Below are 23,540 nucleotides of genomic sequence, written 5' to 3'. Positions count from 1 at the left end.
GCATCGGGGGGTGTGTTGGGGGTGGGCCCCCGACACCCCGCTCGCGCGATTGTCTCCATCGCCGAACTTGTTTGTCAAGGCGGGAAAGATGCCTTGACAAACAAGTTCGGCGATGAGGGCGCTTCGGATCGGGGCGGCGGGGGAGTTGTGTGTCGGGTCGGGTGGGTGGGGTCGTGGCGGTGGGTGGGGTCGTGGCGGTGGGTGGGGTGCGGGTTGCTTTAAAGGCGGTTTAGGCCTGGGTTGCGGTCTTCTATTAGGAAAGTTGCTTTGGTGGTTGCTGTTGCGCCGGGGGTGGAGACGTGGTTCAGGCCTCTGAAGTCTGCTTGGAAGGTGGTGGGGGTTAGGTGTGTTCGTACGTAGCCTCTGCGGTTGTTGAAGTACTTGATGTGTGGGTTTTCTGCTAGCCACTGTGGTGTTTCCGGGTAGTCCTCTGAGCCGTCGCCGCCTGAGGTGATGGAGCTTCCTGCTAGCTCGGTGGCTACTGTTCTTGAAGTTGGGTCGTCCCATCGTTCCTTGATGTCGACTCCCCAGGAGGCGTGTACGTCGCCGGTCAGTACTACCGCGTTCCTGGTGTCCTTGAAGCCGGTGACCACGCGGTCGCGGTCTGCTGCGTAGCCGTCCCAGGCGTCGAGGTTGGTTTCCTGTACGGGGCCGCTGGTGTGGTCGTACTGGGAGAAGAACACCTGTTGGCCCAGTACGTCCCATCTTGCTGTCGAGTCCTGGAAACCCTTGAGCAGCCAGGATTCCTGGTCTGGTCCGAGGATGGTCCTGGTGGGGTTCAGGCGTTCGTCGCAGGGTTTTATGCCGTCGCCGCACGCCTGGTCGTCGCGGTACTGGCGGGTGTCCAGCATGTGGAAGGTGGCCAGTTGGCCCCAGTGGACGCGTCGGTAGAGCTGTAGGCCCACGCCTCGTGGTGCTTGGCGGATCGGCATGTTCTCGTAGTAGGCCTGGAAAGCGGCCTTGCGCCTCGTCATGAAGTCGGGTTGTGGCTTCTCCGGCTTTCCGTAGATCTCGCCTGCCCAGTTGTCGTCGATCTCGTGGTCGTCCCAGACGACCGACCACGGGGCCACCGCGTGTGCCGCTTGGAGGTCGGCGTCCGATTTGTACTGCGCGTAGCGCTGGCGGTAGTTGGCCAAGGTGACGGTTCTGGGGCCTTCCACGCCGCGGACGTTGCCGTTGGGGGCCACGTGGACGCCCGATTCGTACTCGTACTGGTAGTCGCCCAGGTGCAGCACCAGGTCCGGTTCGTCCTCGGCCAGTCGTCGGTACGCGGTGAAGTAGCCGTGTTCGTACTGGGCGCACGAGGCGAAGGCCATGGTCAGCGGGGTGGTCAGGGTCCACGGTTGTGGTGTCGTGCGGGTGCGGCCGGTGCGGGAGAGGTGGTTGTTGGTGGCGAAGCGGTAGAAGTACTCGCGGCCGGGGGAGAGGCCGGTGACGTCCACGTGGACGCTGTGGCCCAGTTCCGGTCTGGCCCACTCGGTGCCGCGTCGGGCGATGTGGCGGAACCGGTCGTCGTGCGCGAGTTCCCACGCGACCTCCACCGGTCGTGGCGGCATGCCGCCCGAGCCGTCCTCGGCCAGTGGAACGGGGGCCAGGCGGGTCCACAGGAGCACGCTGTCGGGCGTCGGGTCGCCCGAGGCCACGCCGAGCGTGAACGGGTCCACCGGGCGTGACGACGCCGCGCTCAGCGTCGTCAGGGCCAGGCCGCCGACGAGCAGGGTGCGGCGTGTGACGGGGCTCATGCCTTCAATACGGTTCAGCGGGCTCGGCGGTTCGGTCGGGGTGGTGTGAGGTGAACCGCCACGGACGGGCGTGGCCTCGTTGTACGGTGTTGGCACCGACCAGAGTCGATCTTCTTGGGGTGAGTTGCGTGGTCGACCGGCAAGAGCGGTTGCAGAGCATGATGAAGTCCTTCCAGGAGCAGGCGGGCAAGGCCGCCGAGCTCCAGCAGGTGATGAAGGACCTGCGGGGGACCGGCCGGAACCGGGACGGGTCCGTCACGGTGACGACCGCGCCGTCCGGGGCGGTGCTGGGGCTCCAGTTGCTGCCCGGCGCGATGGACCGGTCGCACGTGGCGTTGCAGCAGGAGATCCTCGACGCGATCCGGCTGGCCACGCAGAACGCCGCGCAGCAGCTCGACGCCGCCGTCGCGCCGATCCTGGGGGACCGGCTCGCGGAGTTCAAGCAGGGCATGGCGGCCTCCGGCGTCGAGCCGATCATGCCGTCCGCCGCGCCCGCCCCGGCCGCGCCACCTCAGGGGAACCGTCCACCGAAGATCGACGTCGGAGACGAGGAACCGCCCAACTCGTTCTTGTCCTAGGGGGACGCACGTGACTTTCCAGGTGATGCCGGAGGCGCTGACCGCCTTCGCCCGTGGCAGCGACAGCCTGGCGGAGAAGTTCGGGGCTCTGGCGGGCCTGCTGGAGCAGGCGCGGGTGGACGACCAGTGCTTCGGGCCCATCGGGGACGCGGTCGGGCTGAGCAGCGGTTACTTCTCCAGCCTCGACGAGTGCCGGACGCTGGCCAACGACGCCAGGGACTTCCTCAAGCAGACCGGCGAACAGCTCGACGCGAGCTTCGAGGTGTACCGCGGGATCGACACCGGTGTGGCCGACGCGTTTGGCCAGATCGGTGGCGGGAAGTGAGCGCCCCCGGCACGTTCGCCGACCTCAACGACGGCGACCGGAAGAACTGGTTCGAGCAGGCCGCGGGCCGCGGCAGCTCCGGCGTCGGCGCGATGCAGGACCTCGCCGACGCCACGACCGCGCCGCAGATGACGGCGGCCACGGTCTCCGGCAGGCTGGAACTCCTCCAGACGCTGGCGAGCCCCGGCCAGGCCCTGATGGACAACGGGCTGGGCTTCCTGGTGTCCATCGTGCTGAGCCCGCTGATCGAGCTGGCCGAGTGGGCGATCGGCGACCCGGAGCAGATGCGCGCGACCGGTCAGGGCTGGGAGGAGGTCGCCCAGTGGCTGGACGGGGTCGCGGAGTCCGAGGCGAAGCGCGGCGAGGCCACGGCCGGGCTGTGGGTCGGCGAGGCGGGTGACGCGTTCCGCAAGCAGGTCGGCGAGTTCAGCGGCGGTGTGTCCGCGCTCGCCGAGGACGTCCGGGGGCTGAAGCAGACCCTCGACATGATCGCCGAGCTGTTCGACATGTTCGTCGAGTTCGTGATCCAGATCCTCACCGAGCTGATCATCGGCTTGATCGTCCAGTGGCTGGCGGCGCTGGCCGCGTCGTGGATCACGGCGGGCGGCTCCGTCGCCGCGGCGGGCGCGACGACGACGGTGCAGGTCGGCAGCACGGGCATGCGGATCACCATGCGGGTGAGCAAGTTGCAGATGCAGTTGTTCAAGCTGGTGCAGAAGCTGGAGAAGCTGCTGGAACGCGTCGTGCGCGGCCCGCTGCGCCAGGTCATCCAGCGGATGAACACCCTGCGCGGCGGCAACATGGCCCAGCAGTTCGCGGGCAGGCAGCTCGGGGCCAACCCGCTGGTCAACATCGTGACCAGGGCGGACGGCACGACGCTCGCCTCGACCACGGCCAACCGGTTCATGCAGGGCGTGACGGGCGAGGGCGCGCTGGCGGGCAACATCGCCCAGACCGTGCTGACCGGCGCGCTGGGCGGGCAGACCAGGGTCGGTGGCGCGGTCTTCAGCGCGGGCGCGGACACGGCGGTGGACGGCGGGATCAAGTTCGGCGCGCAGGCCGCCGACCAGGCCGCTCGCAACGCACCGTCCGAAGAGGAGCGCCGAGCCGCCCAGGACCGCGGGTTCGACTGGTGACGCCCAAGCTCGACGGCGTCCTCGCGCTGCGGACGTCCTGGTGCCTGCCGGACGAGGACGTGCTGCTGTGCGCGTCGAGCGGTCGCGCGGGCATCGGGTTCGACGTCGCCGGGCTGGACTGGTTCGGCAAGACCGAACGCGGGCTGGGCGGGAAGGCGTTGCGGGCGTTGGGAACGGCGACCGCGGCGGTGGCGGCCGGTGGTCCGCGCGAGCAGGGGCAATCGGCGCCGTCGCTCGTGGTGTTCGGCTCCGCCTCGGTGTTCGCGGACCTGCCTGACACCGCTCTGCTGTGGTGCGTGCTGACCCAGCGTCGGCTCGCCTGGGTGAGGACCGTCGAAGAGCTGCCGGAGCCCGAACCGGAGGGGTCCTTCTTCGATCAGGTCAAGGGGTTCGCCAAGAACGCGCGGGACTCGTTGGCCGGCAGGAGCCCGTACCCCGCGCACCGTCCGATCGAGACGGTTGACGTCGTGCCGGTCGTGGAGGCGCCGCGCGGGATGATCGCGTCGGTCACCACGGCGGAGCGCAAGTTGCCGTACGACTACTCCACCCGGACGGTGCACGTGCTCAGGGTGACGTTGGCGGACGGGTCGGGTGTGGAGTTCGTCGGTGGGCCCGAGCCCGAGCACGCGCGGCGGCTGCTCGACATGGCCAACGGCCAGAGGTGAGGGGTCAGTGCCGAAGAGCAGGACGAAGCTGGCCGAGATCGCCCAGAAGCACTGGGCGGGCGCGGGCGAGCAGATCGTCTGGGCGGTCAACGCCCAGGGGCACGTCGGTTCCGCGACCGGGGCGCCGCACCAGCCCGGTGGACGGGTTCCCTCCGTCGTCGTGCCGGAACCGGACTGGCCGCTGCCGACGGAAGCCGTTGGCAGCGGCCGGTTCCGGCGGGACGAGTGGGTGCACGACCCGGCGATGTGGGGCTGGGCGACGGGTTCCGCGACCGCGGGTACCTGGGCGGACCTCTTCGCCGTCGGTCGGGACGAGTGCTGGCTGCTGCTGAGCAACCGACGCCTCGCGCTCGTCGTCGAGGGAGCGTTCACCGAACCCGCGCCGGTGGCCGGACTGCGGGGCCGGGTGCGGATCCTCGGCCAGGGCCGGGAAACGCCACCGCTGGTCACGTGGTGGGAGTCGCCGGTGACCGCGAGGTTCCGCGCCGTGCCGCTGGGCAGGCAGGTCAGGCCGGAGTGGTTCGTGCGCGTCGAGTTCACCGACGGTTCGGCGTTCGACTTCCGCGACGCCAACGCCGAGCAGTCGGTCGTCACGGCCTACGCCAACCTCTGACACCGTGGGCGGGCCCCGAAACCCGCCCACGGTGTCCGAAGGGGTCAGCGCAGGGTGTAGCCGAGGATGCCCTCGATGATCTGGCCCTCGCAGTTGAGGTCGCTGGAGTCCATGTGGTCACCGCTGCCGTGCACGATGCAGCGGCGGATCGGGCCGCTCGTGTCCGTGGCGCTGTCGAGGAAGTACCCGATCACGCCCGCCCCGACCTGACCCTCGCACCCCGCGTCGACCGAGGTGAAGTAGTCGGAGCCGACGCGGCACTGGTAGAGCGGGTGGGTGCCCGCGACCTGCGTCGAGTACGCGCGGCCGAGGCTGCCCTCACGGGTGTAGCCGCCGGGGGCGCCCGTGGTCGAGGTCAGGTGGTCGCGGCCGTTGTAGTAGCGCGAGACGTCCACGGTGGACGGACCGCCGGGGCCGGAACCCAGGTACAGCAGGCGGTTCGGCGAGCCGGGGCCGGGATCGGTGATCCGGTCGGGCGTCGAGTCCGCGATCAGCGCGCTCTGCACGGCCGCGGGTGTGTCACCGGGGTGGGTGGCCAGGTAGACGGCCGCGACGCCGGCCGTGTGCGGGCTGGCCATCGACGTGCCGCTGATGGTGTTCGTGGCGCTGTCGCTGCCGATCCACGCCGACGTGATGTTCACGCCCGGCGCGAACAGGTCGGTGCAGGTGCCGTAGTTGGAGAACGACGCCCGCCGGTCGGTGATGTCGGAGGCGTTGACCGTGATCGCCTCGGCGACCAGCGCGGGGCTGAACCCGCAGGCGTTGGAGTTGGAGTTGCCCGACGCGACGGCGTAGGTGACGCCGCTGGCGATGGACGCGCGGACGGCCGCTTCCAGCGGCGCGGTGGCGGCGGAGGCGGTGCCCCCGAGGCTCATGTTCGCGACGGCGGGCTTCACGGCGTTGGCGGTGACCCAGTCGACGCCGGTGATCACCTGGGCGAACGTGCCGGAACCCGCGCAGTTCAACACCTTGACCGCGACCAGCCGCACCGACTTCGCCACGCCGTACTCGGCGCCGCCGACGGTGCCCGCGACGTGCGTGCCGTGGCCGTTGCAGTCGGTGTTGTTCGTGTCGACCGCGTTGAAACCCCAGGTCGCCCGCCCGCCGAACGTGCTGTGCGTCGTGCGGATGCCGGTGTCGATGATGTACGCGCGCACGTTCGCCGCGGTCGTCGGGTAGGTGAAGCTGGCGTTCAGCGGCAGGTCCCGCTGGTCGATCCGGTCCAGGCCCCACGACGGCGGGTTCGGCTGGGTGTCGACCGCGTGCACCTCCGCGTCCTGGCTGACCGACGCGACGGCCGGGTCGGCGGCGAGCTTGCGCGCGTTCGCCGCGCTCGTGCTGATCGCGAACCCCCGCAGCGCGTGCCGCCACGTCACCTGGACCGTGCCGCCGTAGCGCTTCGCGAGCCCGTCCGCGGTCTGCCGGGTCTCGGACTTCGCGGTGGCGGTGTCCTTGAGCACCACCACGTACCGGTCCGGCACCGCGGTCGCGCCGACCGCCTGGCCGACCGTGCCCTCCGGGGCCGCGGAAGCGGGGCCCGCGGTGACGACGGACAGCGTGAGGACGGCGGCGCCGAGAACGGCTAATCGCCGGTGGGCAGGGGATGACGTCATGTGAATTCCTCCAGTGGGCGGACGAATCTGCACGGGTCTTCGGTCGCGGCGGCACCAGAGCGTGGCAGGGGATTCGCGGATCTCGCCAGGGGCCAGTCGGACCACCCGGCGCCGCGGCGGGACGTCCTGTCGGCCGTGCGCGGCGGGAAAACCCCTTGCCAGGCGGGTGAAGCGGACGCCGATCACCGCTGTGCGGGAAGCCGAAGCCTTCGCCGGTAGGGTCGATCCCCGGCGCAGGAGGGGGATCCCGAACGATGGCGGCGGAGACCGAGACCACGATCCGGCAGGTACTGGAACGGGCGTGTCCCGACGTGCGCGTGGAGGCGTTGCGGCCGCTCGACGCGGGGTACACGAGCGACCAGTGGGTCGCGGACACGGACCAGGGCGCGCTGCTGGTCAAGGTGCCGCTGCGGAACCGGGACCCCGAGCACTTCCGGCGGTTGGTCGCCACCACGCGGCTGGCCGCCGAGCACGGAGTCCCCGTGGTGCGGTACCGGCGTCTGGTGGAGCACGACCCGGCGGTCGACGGGCCCGTGCTCGTCCAGGAGTTCCAGGAGGGCGACGCGGCGGGGGACGTGTGGGAGTCGCTCGACGAGGAGCGGCGGAAGGTGCTGTGCCGGGACCTCGGCGACGTCGTCGGGCTGGTGCACGGCATCAAGGGGTCGACGTTCGGCGATGGTGGCGCGGCGACGCTGCGGGAGTCGGTCGAGGCGGAGGTGGGGTCGCTGCTCGGTCGAACCGACGCGTTCGGCGACGGCGCGGCCGTGCGGACCGCGATCACGGCGGCGGTGGCGCGGCTGGACGACTCGGCGAGCGTCCCGGCGCTGGTGCACGGCGACCTGTGGCTGCCGAACCTGCTGGTGCGCGATGGGCGGATCACCTGCGTCCTGGACTTCGAGCACGCGGTGCACGCGGACCGGTTCCGCGACTTCGGCAAGCTCGACGAGCACGTCTTCGACGCGTTCCCGGCGGGCCGGGCCGTCTTCCTGGAGTTCTACGCGGCGGCGTGCCCGGTGCCGGACGACTGGGAGTGGCGGATCGACCTCGGGCACGTGCTGCACGCGCTGTCCATGCACGTCTACTTCCTGCGCTGGTCCCCGGAATGGGCGCCGCAGTACGCCCGCCAGGTCGAGGAGTGGCTAGCTCGACGCCCGTGACCGGGAGGCGCGCCACATGGTGTGCTCCCGGCTCACGGCTTCCTCCGAATCGGCGACCTCGGCGGACCACGTCGCCTCGTCCTCGACGCGTTCGAGGCGGGCGCGGGCGATGGTCAGTTCCGCCGCCGCGAACGAGTAGGCGCGGGCGAGGGTGGAGAACTGCTTGAGGTTCATCCACGCCGTCCCCGCGGCGATGACCGCGGCGACGACCCCCGCGAGGTCCAGGCTGACGTAGCCGAACGCCTTCGCCAGTGCCGCGCCGATGCCCAGCAGTTCGATGACGACCAGCGCCACCCGGTACTGGCCCGCGCGCTTGCCGTTGAACGCGGCCTTGCCGGAGTACCACCTCTGCTGGTCGGCGATCCGGGACTCCAGGTAGACGGCCTTGCGGGTGGCCAGGTCGCTCGCCCGGATCGCCGACATCCGCTCGGTGATCACCGGCCGGTCCGACGGCGGTATGGCCGTCGTCGGGGCGTCTTCGAGCAGGCGCGACACCTGGTCGACGAACCGCTGCTCGGCCTTGGCCTCGTCTTCCCCCATCGGGAACGGGAGGGCGCCGACGCTGAAGCGCCACGCGAGGCTCTTGGCGGACTCGGCGAGCGCGCGGCCGTCGTACCAGCGGTCCTCGGGCCTGCTGGAGTTCACCGTGACCTCGAGCAGGAGGATGGCGACCAGCGCGGCCGCGGTGCCGATCGCGGCGAAGTCGATCCCGGTCGCGCCGACCTTCCAGGAGAAGATCCCCGTGGCCGCGGCGACGACGGCGAAGACGAGGCTGAGCTTCACGGTGCGCCCGTACTGCTTCTGCCCCAGCAGCGACGTCCTGTCCGCCGAGTCGAACAACCCCGGCAGGTGGGCGTCTTCCAGGCCTTCGACCGGTGTGGCCATTCGCGCGCCTTCCTGACGGGACGTCGCTGGGAACTCGCTCGGGATCCTAACGGGCGCCGACGGCTCGCGGATCTTGAACCGGGCTAGGGGTTCCACCGCCACACCAGCGGCGGACGGCCGCCCTTCGGCAGGGCGGCGGCGTGCTGGGCGGTGCGTTCGAGGCCGGGGACGCGGTCCATCGTGCGGCCGAGGTTGGCCGGGTAGGGCCGGTCGCCGGTGAGGGACTCGGTGACGTCGAGCGCTTGCGCGGTGGTGAACTCCTGGCCCAGCAGACCGGCGGTGAACGCCGTGTCGCGCCACAGCTTGTCGGCCAGCAGGGGACGGCAGTCCGCGACGATCCTGTTGTGGTCGAACGCCAGGGGCGGCACGGTGGCCAGCGGCGTCCACGTGGGGCCGCCGTCGTCCAGGCGGGCGGGGTCGACGGTGGCCCACAGGGCGATCGACAGCGTCGGGCCGCGGGGGTCGCGGGACGGCTCGTCGAACATCGCGAGCTGGCCGGTCGCGGTCACGGCCCCGTCCGGCACGCCCAGCTTGCCGGTGACGGCCCGCCGGGACGCGTCGCGCAAGCGTTCGCCCTTGCCCAGCAGCACACCCGGCAGTGCCAGGTCGCCCGCGAACGGGGCCAGCGCGCGCGGTGCTACCCCCAGGAGCACCGCGCGCGCGGTCTGGTCGAACCGCAGCACGACCACGTCCACCGAGACCAGCGTCGACTCGATCATGGTGGGATTCTCCCGCACCTCAGTGGCGGACCGGGGTCCGCACGGCGTAGTCGGTCCGGGCGGGGCCCGAGCCGGTGACGAGCACCGGGACGCCGAGCAGGTCCTCCAGCGACCCCACCGGGTCGGCCAGCGCCTCCAGGACCGGCTCGCAGCCCGCCACGAACTCCGTGAGGTCCGGGCGGGGCCCCAGTTCGGTGAGCCCGCCCGCGGCGGTCCGGTAGGACGTGGCGGCCATCAGGTCCCGCGCGTCCAGGTGCGTCACGGCGAGGCCGTCGACGCCGCCGCACGCGGCCACGGCGTACCGCAGCAGCACGGTGTCCAGGTGGCCCGCCCGCCACGCGCCCTGGTACTCGCCGGTGCCGTTGTGGCGTTCGGCGAACCGGTCCGCGACACCGCGGTCCTCGGTCGGCAGCGGGCCCGCGCCGTGCCGCGTCTGGTAGGTCCGCGTCACGCCCAGCACCCGCGCGGCCCGGCCCGCGAGCAGCGCCCTCGCGTTGCGCGGCGTGACCGTGGACCACGTGGTGTGCGGGTGGAAGCCGTGCGTCTCGTCGAGGAGAACCCCTTGCGCGCCCTCGAAGACCAGCCGTCCGGCGTCGGCCAGCCGACCCGCCTCGTCACCGGTCGTGATCCGCACGGCGTCCGCGAACGCCCGGTAGAGCACCACCAGGTCGTCGACGGCGACGCCGTCCCCGATCAGCGGCTCGTAGCACCGGGCGAGCACGTCGAGCTTGCGCCGCAACGCGACCGGGTTCGCGCAGTCGCCCACCGTCGGTGCCGGGCCGGGCGGGCCCGGCACCTCCTGGCCCTCCACCACGTCGCCCGGCGCGGCCCCCCGCTCGGCGAGCAGCGCGTACCAGGCCGTCTCGCCGATCCCCTTGCCGCACGACCCGTGCCGGTCGACACCCCTGGCGTCCTCCCTCGCCCGGTTCGCGGCGACGTGGAACGGGGTCGTGAGCAGCGCGTCGGCGTCGATCGACACCAGCCCCAACGGGTCGTCGACGCCGAGCGCCGCCAGCTCCCGCGACTCCGCCGCCAGCGCGATCGGCTCCACCAGCACGTGGCGGGACAGCCAGGTCGGCACACCCGCGAGCGTGCCGGACCCGAACTGGCTGAACGTGTGGTGCTTCCCGCCCACGACCACGTTGTGCGCGGCCTGGGCACCCCCGTTGAACCGCACCACCGTCGACACCGAGCCGTCCGCGCACAGCGCGTCGACCACCGCTCCCTTGCCCTCGTCGCCGAACCCCAACCCGACGACGACCACGTGCTCCCCGGTGCTCACGTCAGCTCAGCGCCACGTCGTCGGGGCCGTCGATGCCCAGCGGGGCGGCCGACTTCGTCAGCGACCTCGCGTTCGCACCGACCGAGACCAGCGCCTTGCCGACCGCCCTGCTCTCGGCGACCGACCCGATCTCGGCCAGGTCCACCAGCGCCTGGTCCAGGTCGACCACGCGCTCCTCCACGCCGATCGTCGCCGCGATCAGCTCGCACACCGCGCCGGGGTCGTCCAGCTTGAGGAAGTTCTGGCCGAGGATCTGGCGCCAGTGCTCGCCGATCGCGTCGTCGTTGTAGTACGACGACTGGTTGGGCAGGATGAAGTAGACGTTCCACTTGCGGGCCAGTTCGCGGTACACCGACACGGGGTCGATGTCCTGCGCGATGTCGTCGCCGATGATCCGGCGGATGTGCCGCGCCTCCAGCCGGGGCTTGTTCAGCTCGTCGCCGATGAGGAACAGGTAACCCTTGCGGCCGCGCTTCTGCCACGCGTCGGTGACCACGTGCCGGGCCACGAAGTACGCGGCCAGCTCGTAGGACTCGCTCTTCTGCCCGCCCCCGTTGCCCTCCAGGAAGATGTCGCGGAGCTGGTCGTCCATCCGGTTGTCCGACTCGAACTGGCCGACCTGGAGCGGCACGCGGTCGCTGTCGGCGTCACCGATCCCGCCGAACATGAGCTGCGGGTCGGCCAGGTAGCCCTTGCGCTGCAACAGGCCGTGCAGCTTGCCGAGCTTGCCCTGCATGATCTTCGGGACGCTGCCCATCGACCCGGTCACGTCGAACAGCACCGCGATCGGCGTCGAGTCGGCGTGGTCCGGTGAGTCGCGGCACTCGCGGGCCGCCACGTTCAGCGGGTCCATCGAGGGAGCGGCCTTCCAGCTCGACGACGGCTTGCCCTTCGTCGCCGCGGTGTAGCCGAAGTCGGCGATCCCCTTGGCCGCGCGGAAGGTCTTGGCCGCCGCGTAGGCGTTGTCGTCCCAACGTCCGTGTCCCATGGTCAGGCTCCTGTCTGGTTCGGGAGGGCGAACGGGCGGAAAACCCGCTTGCCGTAGAGGTCTTCGAGCAGGTCGTCGTACTCGCCGAGCAGGTCGACGGCGTCCGGTCGTCGGGACGGCCGGTCCTGGACGCACCCGCGGGCGAACGTGATCTGCCGCTTCTCGTTCGGCGCCAGCAGGTCCAGCATCAGCGTGTGCGCCATGTGGACGTCGGTGGCGGTGGTGACCGGCTGTCCGGTGTGGACCTCCGGCGGGTAGGTGATGGTCTTGCTGGTGGCGAGGAGCCGTTGTCCCGCCTCGACGGCGAACGACCACCCGGCCAGCACGATCCCGTGCTTCTCGGGGTGCACCAGCACGTTCTCGGCGGTGACGGCCCCGTGCACCAGGCCGATCCGGTGCGCTCCGGCCAGTGCCTTGAGCAGCCTGCGGTGCATCCACGCGTAGTCGCGCCCGTCCAGCCCGTGCGGGAACGCCCGCCGCACGTCGGCCAGCGTCACGAACCCGTCGACCAGCGGGTCGAGCACCGTGAACGCCCGCTCGCCCCGGCCGACATCACCGGAGGTGTCGAGCAGTCGCGGGTAGTAGGGCTGGAGCCAGCGGTTCTGGTTGGTGAACCGCTCCAACGCCCGCAGCGCGTCCCACTCGCCGTGCAGCAACGGGTTCAGCGCCGGGTTGCGCACCACCTTGACCACGTGCGGGCCGTCGGACTCGTACACGTTCGCCACGCTGCCGACGGCGAACGGTTCGCCGATCCGGTAGGTGCCGGTCGCGGTGCGCAGCTCGACGGTCGTCCCGTGCGTCCACTCGTGGTGCATCCTGGTCAGTTCCGCGGACGCCGCGTGCGCCCGCACGTCCCCCGCACCGGTCACGTCCGGGTGCAGGACCGAGGCCAGCGCCCGGTACAGCCGCCGCGCCTCCTTGCGCTTGGCCGGATCGCCGGTGGGAGGCCCGAAGAGCCCCGCGGCCGATCCGGCCGACTCCACCCGCTCCAGCGCCTCTGCCCTCGTGAACATGGTTTGAGTCTATGTAACTCAAACCCAGGGTGCAACTATTTTGTCGACGGTGTGACCCACGCCGCTGGATCGTCCGAAAACGACGAAGGCGCCGCACCCCGACCTCGGGTGCGGCGCCTTCGACCGGGGCTAGCGTTCGATCAGGACACCCGGCAGCGTCTTGAGGTCACCGAAGAAGGACGGCGTGGTGGCCACGCGGAAGTTGTCCACCACGTACAGCTCCTTGGTGCGGTCGCGGCGCTGCACGTTGAGGTGCACCGGCACGTCGCCCGTGTGCGAGGCGAGCGTCTGCTTCAGCTCCTCGACCAGTTCCGGCGTCAGGGTCTTGGTGCTCAGGCCCAGGACGATCGGCGGGGCGACACCGGGGTTGTTCTCGGCGTCGGAGATGTCCAGCGGCACGACGTCGCTGCCGAAGATGGACATCTTGTCCTCGCGCCAGTTCACCCGGCCCTTGACGCACACCGCCGAGTCGAGTTCCAGGTCGCCGTAGAGGACGGAGTACGACTTGGGGAAGAACAGGACCTCCACGGCCGCGTCCAGGTCCTCGATCGTCACGATCGCCCACGGCTCGCCGTTCTTGTTGACCCGGCGCTCCATCGCGGAGATCATCCCGGAGACGATCAGCTCGCCCTCCTTGGGCGGGTCGTCCAGCACGACGGCGATCGGGCGCGGCGCGTACTTGCGCAGGATCCGCTCGGTGCCGTCCAGCGGGTGGGCCGACACGTACAGGCCCAGCATCTCCTTCTCCAGCGAGAGCATCTGCTTGCGCGGCCACTCCTCGGTGCTGATCTTGAGGTGCGCCAGTGCCGAGCTGTCGTCGTCCTTCTCGCCGTCGTCGTCACCGCCGCCGAAGAGGTCGAACTGGCCGTCCGCCTCCTTGCGCTTGATCGGGACGACGATGTCGACCGCGTCCTCGTGCACCTGGATCAGCGAGAGTCGCGTGTGGTCGAACGAGTCGAACGCGCCCGCCTTGATCAGCGACTCGACGACCCTCTTGTTGCACACCACCAGTTCGGACTTGTCCATGAAGTCCGTGAACGACCCGTAGGAGCCGCGTTTCTGCCGGGTGGCGACGATCGAGTCGACCACGTTCGCGCCGACGTTGCGGATGGCGCCCAGGCCGAAGCGGATGTCCGTGCCGACCGCACCGAAGCGCAGCGCGGACTCGTTGACGTCCGGCGGCAGCACCTTGATGCCCAGGCGGCGGCACTCGGCGAGGTAGACGGCCGACTTGTCCTTGTTGTCCGCCACCGAGGTCAGCAGCGCGGCCATGTACTCCGCGCGGAAGTTCGCCTTGAGGTAGGCGGTCCAGTACGAGATCAGCCCGTACGCGGCGGCGTGCGACTTGTTGAACGCGTAGCCCGCGAACGGGAGGATGGTGTCCCACAGGGCTTTGATGGCCTCGTCGGAGAACTTCAGCTCGTGGTTCCGCATGCCGTCGCGGAAGCCCTCGAACTCCTTGGCCAGCACCTCGGCCTTCTTCTTGCCCATCGCCTTGCGGAGCACGTCCGCTCGACCCATCGAGTAGTTCGCGACCTTCTGGGCGATGAACATGATCTGTTCCTGGTAGACGATCAGACCGTAGGTCTCGCCCAGGATGTCCTTCAGGGGCTCCGCCAGCTCCGGGTGGATCGGCGTCACCTCCTGGCGGCCGTTCTTGCGGTCCGCGTAGTCGTTGTGCGCGTTCATGCCCATCGGACCGGGGCGGTACAGCGCGCCGACCGCGACGATGTCCTCGAACGCCGTCGGCTGCATCCGGCGCAGCAGGTCGCGCATGGGCCCGCCGTCGAGCTGGAACACGCCGAGCGTGTCACCGCGGCTGAGCAGCGCGTAGGTCTCGGGGTCGTCCAGCGCGAGGTTGTCGAAGTCCGGGATGGTCTCCTTGCCCCGGTTCGCCTCGATGTTGTCGATGGCGTCGCCCATGACCGTGAGGTTGCGCAGGCCGAGGAAGTCCATCTTCAACAGGCCGATGTTCTCGCAGGACGGGTAGTCCCAGCCGGTGATGATGGAGCCGTCGTCGCGCATCCACAGCGGCACGGAGTCCGACAGCGGGTCGCGCGACATGATCACCGCGCAGGCGTGGACGCCCGCGTTGCGGATCAGGCCCTCCAGGCCGCGAGCCGTGTCGAAGATCGTCTTGACCTGCTCGTCGGTCTCGACCAGCGCCCGGACCTCGGCGGCCTCGCCGTAGCGCGGGTGGCTCTTGTCGACGATGCCGTAGAGCGGGATGTCCTTCGCCATGATCGGTGGCGGCAGCGCCTTGGAGATGCGGTCGGCGATGCCGAAGCCCGGCTGGCCGAAGTGCACGCGCGCCGAGTCCTTCAGCGCCGCCTTGGTCTTAATGGTGCCGAACGTGATCACCTGGGCGACCCGGTCGTTGCCGTACTTGTCCGACGCGTACCTGATCATCTCGCCCCGACGGCGGTCGTCGAAGTCGATGTCGATGTCGGGCATGGCGGTGCGCTCGGGGTTCAGGAACCGCTCGAACAGCAGGCCGTGGGGGATCGGGTCGATGTTCGTGATGCCCATCGCGTACGCGACCAGCGCGCCCGCGGCGGACCCGCGGCCGGGGCCGACCCGGATGCCGATGTCGCGCGCGTGGCGGATGAGGTCGCCGACGATGAGGAAGTACGCGGGGAAGCCCTTGTCGATGATGACCTTGAGCTCGAACTCGGCGCGCTCGACGTAGCCGTCCGGGATGCCGTTCGGGAACCGGCGCTCCAGACCGGCCATCACCTCGTGGCGGAACCACGACTCCTGCGTCTCGCCGTCGGGGACGTCGAAGTTCGGGATGCGGTCGTGGTGGGCCCAGACGTCCTCGTACGACTCGACGCGCTCGGCGATCACCAGGGTCGAGTCCGTCGCGCCCGGCACCTCGGCGTCCCACAGCTCGCGCATGTCCTGCGCCGACTTCAGGTAGTAGCCGTCGCCGTCGAACTTGAACCGCGCCGGGTCGGACAGCATCTTGCCGGACTGCACGCAGAGCAGCGCCTCGTGCGTGCTCGCCTGCTCCTTGGTCACGTAGTGGCTGTCGTTCGTCGCCAGCGGCGGGATGCCGAGCTTCTTGCCGATCATGAGCAGGCCCTCGCGGACCCGCCGCTCGATGCTCAGGCCGTGGTCCATGAGTTCGAGGTAGAAGTTCTCGGCGCCGAAGATGTCGCGGTAGTCCGAGGCGGCCTGGATCGCCTCGGCCTCGTGGCCGAGCCGCAGCCGGGTCTGCACCTCGCCGGACGGGCAGCCGGTCGTGGCGATGATGCCCTCGGCGTGCTCGGCGATCAGCTCGCGGTCCATCCGGGGCTTGCGGTAGTAGCCCTCCATGCTGGCCCGCGTGTGCAGCTTGAACAGGTTCCGCAGGCCTGTCGCGTTGCCCGCGAGCATCGTCATGTGGGTGTACGCGCCCGCACCGGCGAGGTCGTCGGAGCGCTGACCGGGGTCGCCCCAGAACACCGGCTTCTTGTGCAGGCGGTTGTGCGGCGCCACGTAGGCCTCGATGCCGATGATCGGCTTGATCCCGAACTTCGTGGCCGTCTGGTAGAACTCGTCGGCCCCGTACATGTTGCCGTGGTCCGTCATGCCGACCGCGGGCATGCCCAGCCGCTGAGCCTCCTCGAACAGCGGGGCCACCTTCGCCGCGCCGTCGAGCATCGAGTACTCGGTGTGGACGTGCAGGTGGACGAACGAATCGCCGGACACGGTGAGGGCCTCCCGAGGTTCTTGGTCGTCCGGTGCGCGGGCTCAGCACGGACCGGGACCACCCTAGTCAGCCGGGGAAGTGCGCCCCGCGCCGGTGGGAATCGTCCCGCGAAGCGTGGTCCGCGGCCGGTAGACATGCCGGTGGGAGGCCGATTCGCCGAGTGCGTGCGCGCACCGTGACCGACGTCTCGCTCACGGTGCGACCCCGTGGCGCGGACGGATTCGACCTGCCGATGTTCCCGGACCGCCGGGCTTCCGCCTGGTGGCCGTGAGATGCTTTCGCCCACGTGAGGACCGGTCAGGGCGAGAGGCGACAAACACGGTGACCACCTGGACCGAAGTGATCAACTTTGTGCGGCTGCGGTACGAGGTGCTGGAGGAGACGGAGAGCTGGTTGCGCTTCCGCCTCGACCTGGCGGACGACCGCACCCAGCAGGTGTCGGTGCACCACGTGCCCGACGCCGACGGCGCTGCCTGGCTGGAGATCTCCTCGCCGGTCGGCCGGGCGGACAAGATCGACCTGCGCAGGCTGCTCGACCTGTCGGGCGAGGCGCTGGTGGGCGGAGCGGCGGTGGTCGACGGCGTGGCCCTGCTCAAGCACACCGTGCCCCTGGAGGACCTGAGCGTCCTGGAGGAGTTCGACCGGCCCCTCCAGTTGGTCGTGGCGAAGGCGGACGCGTTCGAACGCGAACTGACCGAGGCCGACCACTTCTGACGGCCGCTCCCCGTCCACTACCGTTCGCGGGTGGACAGGGGAGCCTTCGAAGCCCGTTTCGCGGAGGCGACCGACCGCTGCGTCGCCTCCGCGGCGAAGTTCCTGGTGGAGGCGCTGCCCGCCGACCGGGTGTTCCGGGTCCGGCTGAACAGCTCGTACGACGGGAACCCGCCGCGGCCGGGTGGGCTGGTGTACCCCGAGGACGGCTCCGAGGCGCTGGCGTTCGCCCTGCGCTCGGTGGACGCGGACACCGTCGTCGACACGCTGTGGCGCGACGGGGCGGTCCCCGAGTGGATCAACCTCGCGGTGGTCGACGAGACCGGTGACCGGACCGTGGTCGAGGTCGTCGCCGCGGGGCGCTTCACCGCCGACGGGCGGTCGTCCTACGGGCCGAACCCCGACCTGGCGCCGTTCCACCCCGTCGGCCCGACCCTGCCGCCCGGTGGTGAGCGGCGGTTCAGCGTCCACCACCGCGCCGAGTGCTGGACGCGGGCGGACGTCGACCGGCTCGCCACGTTCGCCGGTGAGGTGGTCTTCCTCGACCTGGTGACAGCGGATCTCGACGCCGCCGTCGTGGCCGGGCTGCCCACCCTGCCCGCCCTCGCCGTCGTGGAGCACCGCGCCTGCGCGTTCGGCCCCGACGCCCTGGCCCCGTTCGCCCGGATGCCCGCGCTGCGCACGCTCCGGGTGCGCGTCGCCCGTGGCGCGGCGTTCAGCGTGGCCGGCGACGCGACGTGCCCGCAGGTGCGGAGCCTGAGCCTGACCGACCTGCCGCCGACCCCCTGGGGGTTCGAGCAGGTACCGCGGCGCGTGCCGAACCTGACCGACCTGACGCTGGCCGCCGAGGTCCTGCACCTCGACGGCTCGTTCGGGAGCGGCCTCGACCGGGTGGGGATCACCGCGGGCCGGGTCGTCGGCCGCGCGGTGGTCCCGGCCGGGCTGGAGTTCACCTCGACGATGAGGCCCGTCTCGGCGCCGTTGGTGATCTCAGGAGCCGACCACCTCCAGCCAGGCGTGGCGGGCGGCGGCCCTGGTGAACTCGCGGACGTGGACGCCCGCCCGTAGCCAGGCGAACGGGAAGGCGTCGCCCGCGTCGCGGATGACCCGGCCGAACGCGTCGCGTTCCCGGTCGCGGGACGTGCCCGCCAGGTCGGCGAGGAGGCCCGCGGTGGTGGTGAGGCCGGTGCGGGTCAGGGTCGCCACGTCGCGGTTCGCCGACGCGATGGCGGCCACGGCGCGACCGCCGAGCGCCACCCGGTGCAGCACGTTCTCCAGCGGCCGGACCGGCTGCGGGACCCGGCCGGTCGGCTCCGGGCGTTGAGGCAGTTCGCGGGTGCTGTCGCCCGCCACGTGCGAGCGCTGGATCCGGTCCAGCCCCAGGTCCACGTGGTGGCGCAGGTCGGCGGGCAGCGCCAGGTCCTCGCCGGAGACCGCCAGCGCCACGGCCGTGCCGGGCCGGTCCGGGAGGAGCCGGGCGACGACCTGGAGCCGCAGGCCGCCCGCGCCCGCGAGCACCCGCAGGTTCTCCCGCGCCCGGCTGCCATCGCCGACCAGGTCCAGGTGGGCGTTCCCGCTGGTCACGCGCAGCGCGCCACTGGCGGCGCCCTGCACGGCACCGTCGAGGAACACCAGGTCGGCGCCCGCCGGGCGGTGCGTCGCGGGTCTGGTGTCGGCGTGGAACGCGCGGGCCACCTGCTCGGCCAGCGGCTGCGCCCACAGGGGCGCCAGCGGTGCGCTGGTCCACGGCGTGCCGGACGCGGCGACCGCCCGCACGGCCTTGCCCGCGCCGAGCCTGCGGTCCGGTGACGCCGTCCCGCCGGACAGCAGGAGCCCCCCTCGGCCGAGGTCGCGCTGGCTGAGACCGGACTCGCCGATCGCCACGGCCCCGCTCGCGGCGGCGGCGATCCGCTCCGAGCCGCCCGGCATGATCGCCGGGACGGTCCAGAGCACCCCCGAGTCGTCCACGAGGTGCGTGACGACACCGCTGTAGCCGGACGTGGTCAGGACGGTCTCGGTGCACAGGCCGTACAGGCGCAACGCGCCGACGGGGGAGTACTCGCGGCGGGCCGTGCCGCGCAGTTCGGCCGGGTCCGCCGTGGCCGTGCCCGCGCGCAGGTCGTGGCACAGCAGCAGGAGGTCGACCAGTTCGGCGGTGAGCACCTCGCGGTCGAACGACGAGTCGCCCGCGCGGGCCGCGGCGAGCGCGGCGGCGATGCGCAGGCCGCCCGCCGACGCGCGGTGCAGGCCCGCGACCCGTGCGACGTGCACCGCCCGCAGGAGTTCGGCCCGCACGACGGCGCCGCTGCCGGTCGCGCCGCTGCGCAGCACCGTCGAGCACGCGTTCCACAGCGCGGTCGCGGCCGTGCGCTCGTCCTCGCGGACCTCCGCCGTCGGGGCGACGACGACGGTGGTCTCCTGAGCGCCCCCTTCGGCGGTGGTCTCCTCGCTGACGCCTTCTTCGGCGATGTCGGCCGCGGCGACGGCGATGCCGCGGTGCAGGCACTTCGGCGCGAGCAGGCAACTGCACACCAGGTCGGCCGCCGAGGTGAGGGCGCCGCCGTGCAGCGTCCAGGTGAGGGTCGTGTCGCCGTCGAGCACGGCGGTGGCCGTGTCGCCGTCGACGGTCACCTCCCACCCGGCGGCGCGGTCCAGCGCCGTGTCGACCCGTTTGCGCAGGCGGGGCGGGAGCGCGTCGAGCACGTCCGCCACGACCGCGGGTGCGACGGGGATCATCCGCGCACCTTCTCGCCCACCCAGCGGGCCAGCGCCTGCGGGCTGAGGGCCGCCACCGGCATCCCGGCCGCGACCAGCGAGCCCGCGACCGACGTCGAGTAGCGGGCGTTGCCGCTGTCGTCGAGGCTCGCGCAGCCCAGCACCGTCACGCCCGAGGTCACCAACTCCCGCACCTGCGCGACGAGCGGCGCCAGCGGGCCGCCCTCCTCGAAGTCGCTGACCAGCACCACCATCGTCCTTTCCGGAACGGTCACGAGGGAACGGGCGTGCCGCAGCGCGCCCGCGATGTGCGTGCCACCGCCGACCCGCACCTCCAGCAGCAGCGACAGCGGGTCGGACACCCGGTCCGTCAGGTCCACGACCTCGGTGGAGAACGCGAGGAAGTGCGTCGACAGCGACGGCACCCCGGCGAACACCGCCGCCGTGAGCGCCGACCACACCGTGGACGCCTCCATCGAGCCGGACACGTCCACCACGAGCACCAGCCGCCAGTCGCTCGACTTCCGGCCGCGGGTGCGGAACACCGGCCGCTCCGGCACGACCACGACCCGGCCGGTGGAGTCCCGGCGGGCGGTGGCGAGGTTCGCCCGCAGGGTGCGCGGGAGGTCCAGCTTTCCGCCCGGTCTGCGGGTCGGCGTCGGGAGTTGCATCCCGGTCAGCGCCGGGCGCACCCGTGTGGCGAGTTGCGCGGTCAGCTCCCTCACCAGCCTCGCCACGAGCGGGCGCAGGCGGGCCAGCGACGCCTCGGACAGGCCGCCCGCCAGCGACAGGACGCTGCGGAGGAGTTCGACGGACGGGCGCACCGAGCCGGGGTCGATCTCCAGCGCGGCCTCCAGCCTGCCGCCCTCGGCGGCGGCCGCCAGCACCTCCTCGCGGACGTGGTCGCCGAACAGGTCGCGCAGCTCCTCCGACCACTCCCGCACGTCGGGGAAGGGATCGGAGCGGTCGGCGCCCGCGTCACCGCGCAGCGCGCCCTCACCCCGGTCCTGGCCATACAGCTCGTCGAGGGCCGCCGCGTACCGGGCCCCGCCCTGCGGCCGGTCGCCTCGGGCGCCGAGCACCAGCCGCCAGCGGATGGCGGCGGGGAGCGAGCCCGCCTCGGCTTTGTCCACAGTGGACTTGGGCTCGTCGTGCGGCGATTCCACTTGTGGGACAGGGCTTTCCGGACGGCTCAGCCCGTGCTCGCGCAGGGTGGCCAGCGCGGCGTGCTCGGCGTTCAGCCACATCGCCAGCAGTTCCGGGTCCGGGGCGCCGGTCGCCTCGACGCGGTCGCCCGTGCGCTCCTCGACCACGGCGAGGACACGGGCCCGCGCGGTGGGGCCGATCGACGTGAACGCGCCGCGCAGCGCGGGCAGCCGGTCGAGGAAACCGCGGTCGGCCAGGTTCTCCACGCGGTCCAGCAGCGGTGCCAGGGTCTCCGGTGTCTCCAGGAGAGACGCCGCTGCCGCCAGCACACCGGTCAGGCCCTGGCGCAGGACGCCGCGGCGGTCCGGCGTGGTCGCGTTGTCGATCCACGACGCCACGCGTTCGCCCAGCTCCTCCGGCGGGATGAGGTCGAGCAGCACGCGCGTCGCGCCCGCCGCCCCCGCGATCAGCGGCGACGCGTCGTCGGCCAGCCGCTTCAGGGTCGCGGCCAGCCGCAGGCCGGTGCCGTGCTGGTCGTGGCGCTGGCCCAGTTCGACCAGCGCGTGCGCGTCCGCGACGTTCTCGGACCCCGCCAGGCCGTCGAGCTGCGCGACGGCCGCGGTCTCCAACTCCCGCACCAGCAGGGGATGGGCGTCCAGGACGGTGCCGGGGGTGCCGGGCAGGTGGCCCGCGCGCAGGCGGTCGAGCAGGTCCAGCGCGGCCAGCAGGTCCGGCAGGGTGCCGGAGGCCGGGAGCACGGTCGCGGCGTCGGCCAGCAGGTCGCCGACCAGGTCCGGCAGACCGCACCCGGCCGCGGCGGCGAGGTCGGCCAGCACGTCGGCGGGCGTGTGACCGCCCTTGCCCTCCCGTTCGGCCCGGCGGGCGCGCAGCCTGCCCGATGCCGCCAGCGGCAGGGTCGCGCCCCACAGGCCCGCGACCGGCAGGGTCGCGGCGGTCGACGGGGTCCACGTCGCCGTCCAGCGGGTGGTGAGCGCGTCACCGCCGCCGACGCCCGTGGTCGCGGTGGACTCGGCGTACGTCACACCGAGGACGGAGAGTTGGCGCAGCGCGACTTCGCGGCGGGCGTCCAAAGTGGACCGCAGCGGGTCGAGCCTGAGCACCGCCGGTTCGCGGCTGCCCGGTCCGGGGAGCCTGAGGTCGGCCAACAGCGCCTCCACGGCGGGCGCGAGGCCCGAGCGCGGGGTGCCGGGGGCCAGGACGCCGGTCCGGTGGCCCACCAGGACGTCACCCGCCGCGCGGGCCACGACCCGGCCTCGGCCCAGCGGTTCGGCGTGCGTCAGGACGGTCTGCACCGCTTCCACGACCTCACCCCGGCCGGGAGCGGGAAGACCGCGCAGCCGGGCCAGGTCGACGGCCAGGCGCAGCGTCTCGCGGGCCTCGCCGGGACCGGCGGGATGACCCAGTTCCCTGACACGGGAACAGATCCGCACGATCACCGCCGCCGCGGCGGCTTCCACGGCCGCCGGATCACCCTCCGCCTCCAGCACCGCCTGCTGCCACTCGGGGTCGCGGATGCCCGCCGGGTAGCCGGACCGCTCGTCCAGCAGCGCGAACCCGTACGGCACCAGCGAGGTGACCACGTCGTCGCTCGTCGGGACCTCCTCGACCGGGTCGGCCTCCGGCCCGTCCAGCAGGGCGGCCGCGTGGAACGACCCGACCACCGCCGCACAGCGCCTGCCGTCCACACGCGCGACCGCCCGCCGCATCCAGGCTTCCCGGCGCAGGTCGTACGGATCGATGGCGGTACCAGCCGCGTCGCTGCGCATCGCCCAGCCGACCAGCAGCGCCGCGCGCCGCACGGCCTCGGCGGTCTGACCGGGCGCCGCCGCCTCCACCAGCCGGTCCCACAGGTCCTCGCCGTCCCGACCGCTGATGGTGCGGCGCAACGCGTCCGTCAACGGCGACGGCCCGGCTCCACCACGGGTGTGACCGGTGCCGCGCAACGCCAGCGGCAGGTCGCAGGGACGGACCTCGACGCCGTTGCGGTGCGCCCAGCGCACCGCTGCCAGTTCGGGGGAGAAGTCGGCGAACGGGTAGAACGCCAGACTGCCACCGTCACGGGCCGCGCCGGACAGCGCGACCGGCGCCGTCAGACCGGGATCGGCCAGGTGGGGCAACCACGACCCCAGCTCTTCCGGGAGTTCGACCAGCAGCACCTCGGGGTCGGCGGCCTCCAGCATGGCGGGCATCAGGGCGGCCAGCGCCGGGGAGTGGTGGCGGACGCCGATCAGGTGCGGGACGCGGTGGTCGGCGAGCCGGTCGACCACCGCGGGATCGGTGGCGAGCGGGGTGGAGGTCACGTGAGCACCTCGGGCTGGGTGGGGAGCGGCTCGGCCACGAAGCCGAGCCGGGAGCGGTCGGACGACGCGGAAGTGCTATCGAGCAAGGGAAAGATCCGGATGCTCAGGCGGGTGGCTCCGGATCGCGGCCGGGTCGGTGTCGTGTGCCGCGTGCGAGACGGGGCGTGGTGGCCGGGGTCGGGCGGGTAGGGCATGTGGGGACCTCGGGCGTGCTGGGGAGTGGGGTGGGGCCCGTGG

18 protein-coding genes are annotated in these 23,540 nt (G+C 71.9%); 8 read left to right on the top strand and 10 right to left on the bottom strand.

Translation table 11 applies throughout. The features are described 5' to 3' along the window. Positions 1-218 precede the first annotated feature (218 nt). Positions 219-1,742, bottom strand: coding sequence for an alkaline phosphatase D family protein (locus tag NZH93_RS25970; protein ID WP_259625813.1), 1,524 nt, complete (start codon positions 1,740-1,742; stop codon positions 219-221). 128 nt (positions 1,743-1,870) lie between these two features. Here NZH93_RS25970 and NZH93_RS25965 point away from each other — a divergent pair, with 128 nt between their 5' ends. From NZH93_RS25965 to NZH93_RS25945, 5 genes are read left to right on the top strand one after another with little or no spacing between them, the layout of a single operon-like run. Beyond that, a complete protein-coding gene (locus tag NZH93_RS25965; RefSeq protein ID WP_259625812.1) occupies positions 1,871-2,320 on the top strand; it encodes a YbaB/EbfC family nucleoid-associated protein in 450 nt (149 codons plus the stop codon). A gap of 10 nt (positions 2,321-2,330) precedes the next feature. Continuing rightward, a complete protein-coding gene (locus NZH93_RS25960; protein ID WP_259625811.1) occupies positions 2,331-2,645 on the top strand; it encodes a hypothetical protein in 315 nt (104 codons plus the stop codon). Further along, entirely contained in the window at positions 2,642-3,781 is a 1,140-nt protein-coding gene (locus tag NZH93_RS25955; protein WP_259625810.1) for a WXG100 family type VII secretion target, read from the top strand. The genes NZH93_RS25960 and NZH93_RS25955 overlap by 4 nt, the downstream gene beginning before the upstream one ends. Beyond that, positions 3,778-4,446 carry a hypothetical protein gene (locus tag NZH93_RS25950; RefSeq protein WP_259625809.1) on the top strand — a complete coding sequence of 223 codons (669 nt, stop codon included), beginning with the start codon at positions 3,778-3,780 and terminating at the stop codon, positions 4,444-4,446. Before NZH93_RS25955 ends, NZH93_RS25950 begins: the two co-directional genes overlap by 4 nt. Positions 4,447-4,453: 7 nt before the next feature. Continuing rightward, a complete protein-coding gene (locus tag NZH93_RS25945) occupies positions 4,454-5,059 on the top strand; it encodes a hypothetical protein (protein WP_259625808.1) in 606 nt (201 codons plus the stop codon). A gap of 44 nt (positions 5,060-5,103) precedes the next feature. On the opposite strand, the gene NZH93_RS25940 is transcribed toward NZH93_RS25945, so the two are convergent. Next, positions 5,104-6,672 carry a S8 family peptidase gene (locus NZH93_RS25940; RefSeq protein WP_259625807.1) on the bottom strand — a complete coding sequence of 523 codons (1,569 nt, stop codon included), beginning with the start codon at positions 6,670-6,672 and terminating at the stop codon, positions 5,104-5,106. 254 nt (positions 6,673-6,926) lie between these two features. Between NZH93_RS25940 and NZH93_RS25935 the strand changes: the two genes are divergently transcribed. Then, complete coding sequence (locus NZH93_RS25935) at positions 6,927-7,829, top strand: phosphotransferase family protein (RefSeq protein WP_259625806.1); 903 nt, start codon at positions 6,927-6,929, stop codon at positions 7,827-7,829. Here NZH93_RS25935 and NZH93_RS25930 read toward each other — a convergent pair. The 6 genes from NZH93_RS25930 to dnaE all read right to left on the bottom strand — a co-directional run bounded on the left by NZH93_RS25930 (position 7,812) and on the right by dnaE (position 16,409). Further along, positions 7,812-8,714: a DUF4231 domain-containing protein gene (locus NZH93_RS25930; protein ID WP_259625805.1), complete on the bottom strand. Its 903-nt coding sequence runs from the start codon at positions 8,712-8,714 to the stop codon at positions 7,812-7,814. The genes NZH93_RS25935 and NZH93_RS25930 overlap by 18 nt on opposite strands. Before the next feature lie 83 nt (positions 8,715-8,797). Beyond that, the gene (locus tag NZH93_RS25925; RefSeq protein WP_259625804.1) at positions 8,798-9,433 is read right to left on the bottom strand and encodes an NUDIX hydrolase; all 636 of its coding nucleotides are present in this window, start codon (positions 9,431-9,433) and stop codon (positions 8,798-8,800) included. Positions 9,434-9,452: 19 nt separating this feature from the next. Next, positions 9,453-10,715 (bottom strand): adenylosuccinate synthetase, encoded by a 1,263-nt coding sequence (locus NZH93_RS25920; protein WP_259625803.1) that lies wholly within the window; start codon positions 10,713-10,715, stop codon positions 9,453-9,455. Between the two features lies 1 nt (position 10,716). Beyond that, positions 10,717-11,703 (bottom strand): hypothetical protein, encoded by a 987-nt coding sequence (locus NZH93_RS25915; RefSeq protein ID WP_259625802.1) that lies wholly within the window; start codon positions 11,701-11,703, stop codon positions 10,717-10,719. A gap of 2 nt (positions 11,704-11,705) precedes the next feature. Next, positions 11,706-12,716, bottom strand: coding sequence for a protein kinase family protein (locus NZH93_RS25910; RefSeq protein WP_259625801.1), 1,011 nt, complete (start codon positions 12,714-12,716; stop codon positions 11,706-11,708). 129 nt (positions 12,717-12,845) lie between these two features. After that, positions 12,846-16,409: a DNA polymerase III subunit alpha gene (gene dnaE / locus NZH93_RS25905; protein WP_259625800.1), complete on the bottom strand. Its 3,564-nt coding sequence runs from the start codon at positions 16,407-16,409 to the stop codon at positions 12,846-12,848. Positions 16,410-16,731: 322 nt separating this feature from the next. On the opposite strand from dnaE, the gene NZH93_RS25900 reads away from it, so the two are divergent. Together NZH93_RS25900 and NZH93_RS25895 are read left to right on the top strand one after the other, a co-directional pair. Next, on the top strand, positions 16,732-17,124 hold the full coding sequence (locus tag NZH93_RS25900; protein ID WP_259625799.1) for a hypothetical protein: 393 nt from the start codon (positions 16,732-16,734) through the stop codon (positions 17,122-17,124). Positions 17,125-17,154: 30 nt separating this feature from the next. Then, complete coding sequence (locus tag NZH93_RS25895; protein WP_259625798.1) at positions 17,155-18,189, top strand: hypothetical protein; 1,035 nt, start codon at positions 17,155-17,157, stop codon at positions 18,187-18,189. Here NZH93_RS25895 and NZH93_RS25890 read toward each other — a convergent pair. After that, a complete protein-coding gene (locus tag NZH93_RS25890) occupies positions 18,112-19,857 on the bottom strand; it encodes a hypothetical protein (protein ID WP_259625797.1) in 1,746 nt (581 codons plus the stop codon). The two genes, NZH93_RS25895 and NZH93_RS25890, sit on opposite strands and share 78 nt — an antisense overlap. Beyond that, the gene (locus NZH93_RS25885; protein ID WP_259625796.1) at positions 19,854-23,303 is read right to left on the bottom strand and encodes a DUF5682 family protein; all 3,450 of its coding nucleotides are present in this window, start codon (positions 23,301-23,303) and stop codon (positions 19,854-19,856) included. Before NZH93_RS25885 ends, NZH93_RS25890 begins: the two co-directional genes overlap by 4 nt. Positions 23,304-23,540 lie beyond the last annotated feature (237 nt).

Source organism: Umezawaea endophytica (assembly GCF_025061645.1).
GTDB lineage: Bacteria > Actinomycetota > Actinomycetes > Mycobacteriales > Pseudonocardiaceae > Umezawaea > Umezawaea endophytica.
The sequence above is the reverse complement of the archived record's forward strand: the minus strand, read 5'-3'. Positions and strand labels throughout refer to the sequence as shown.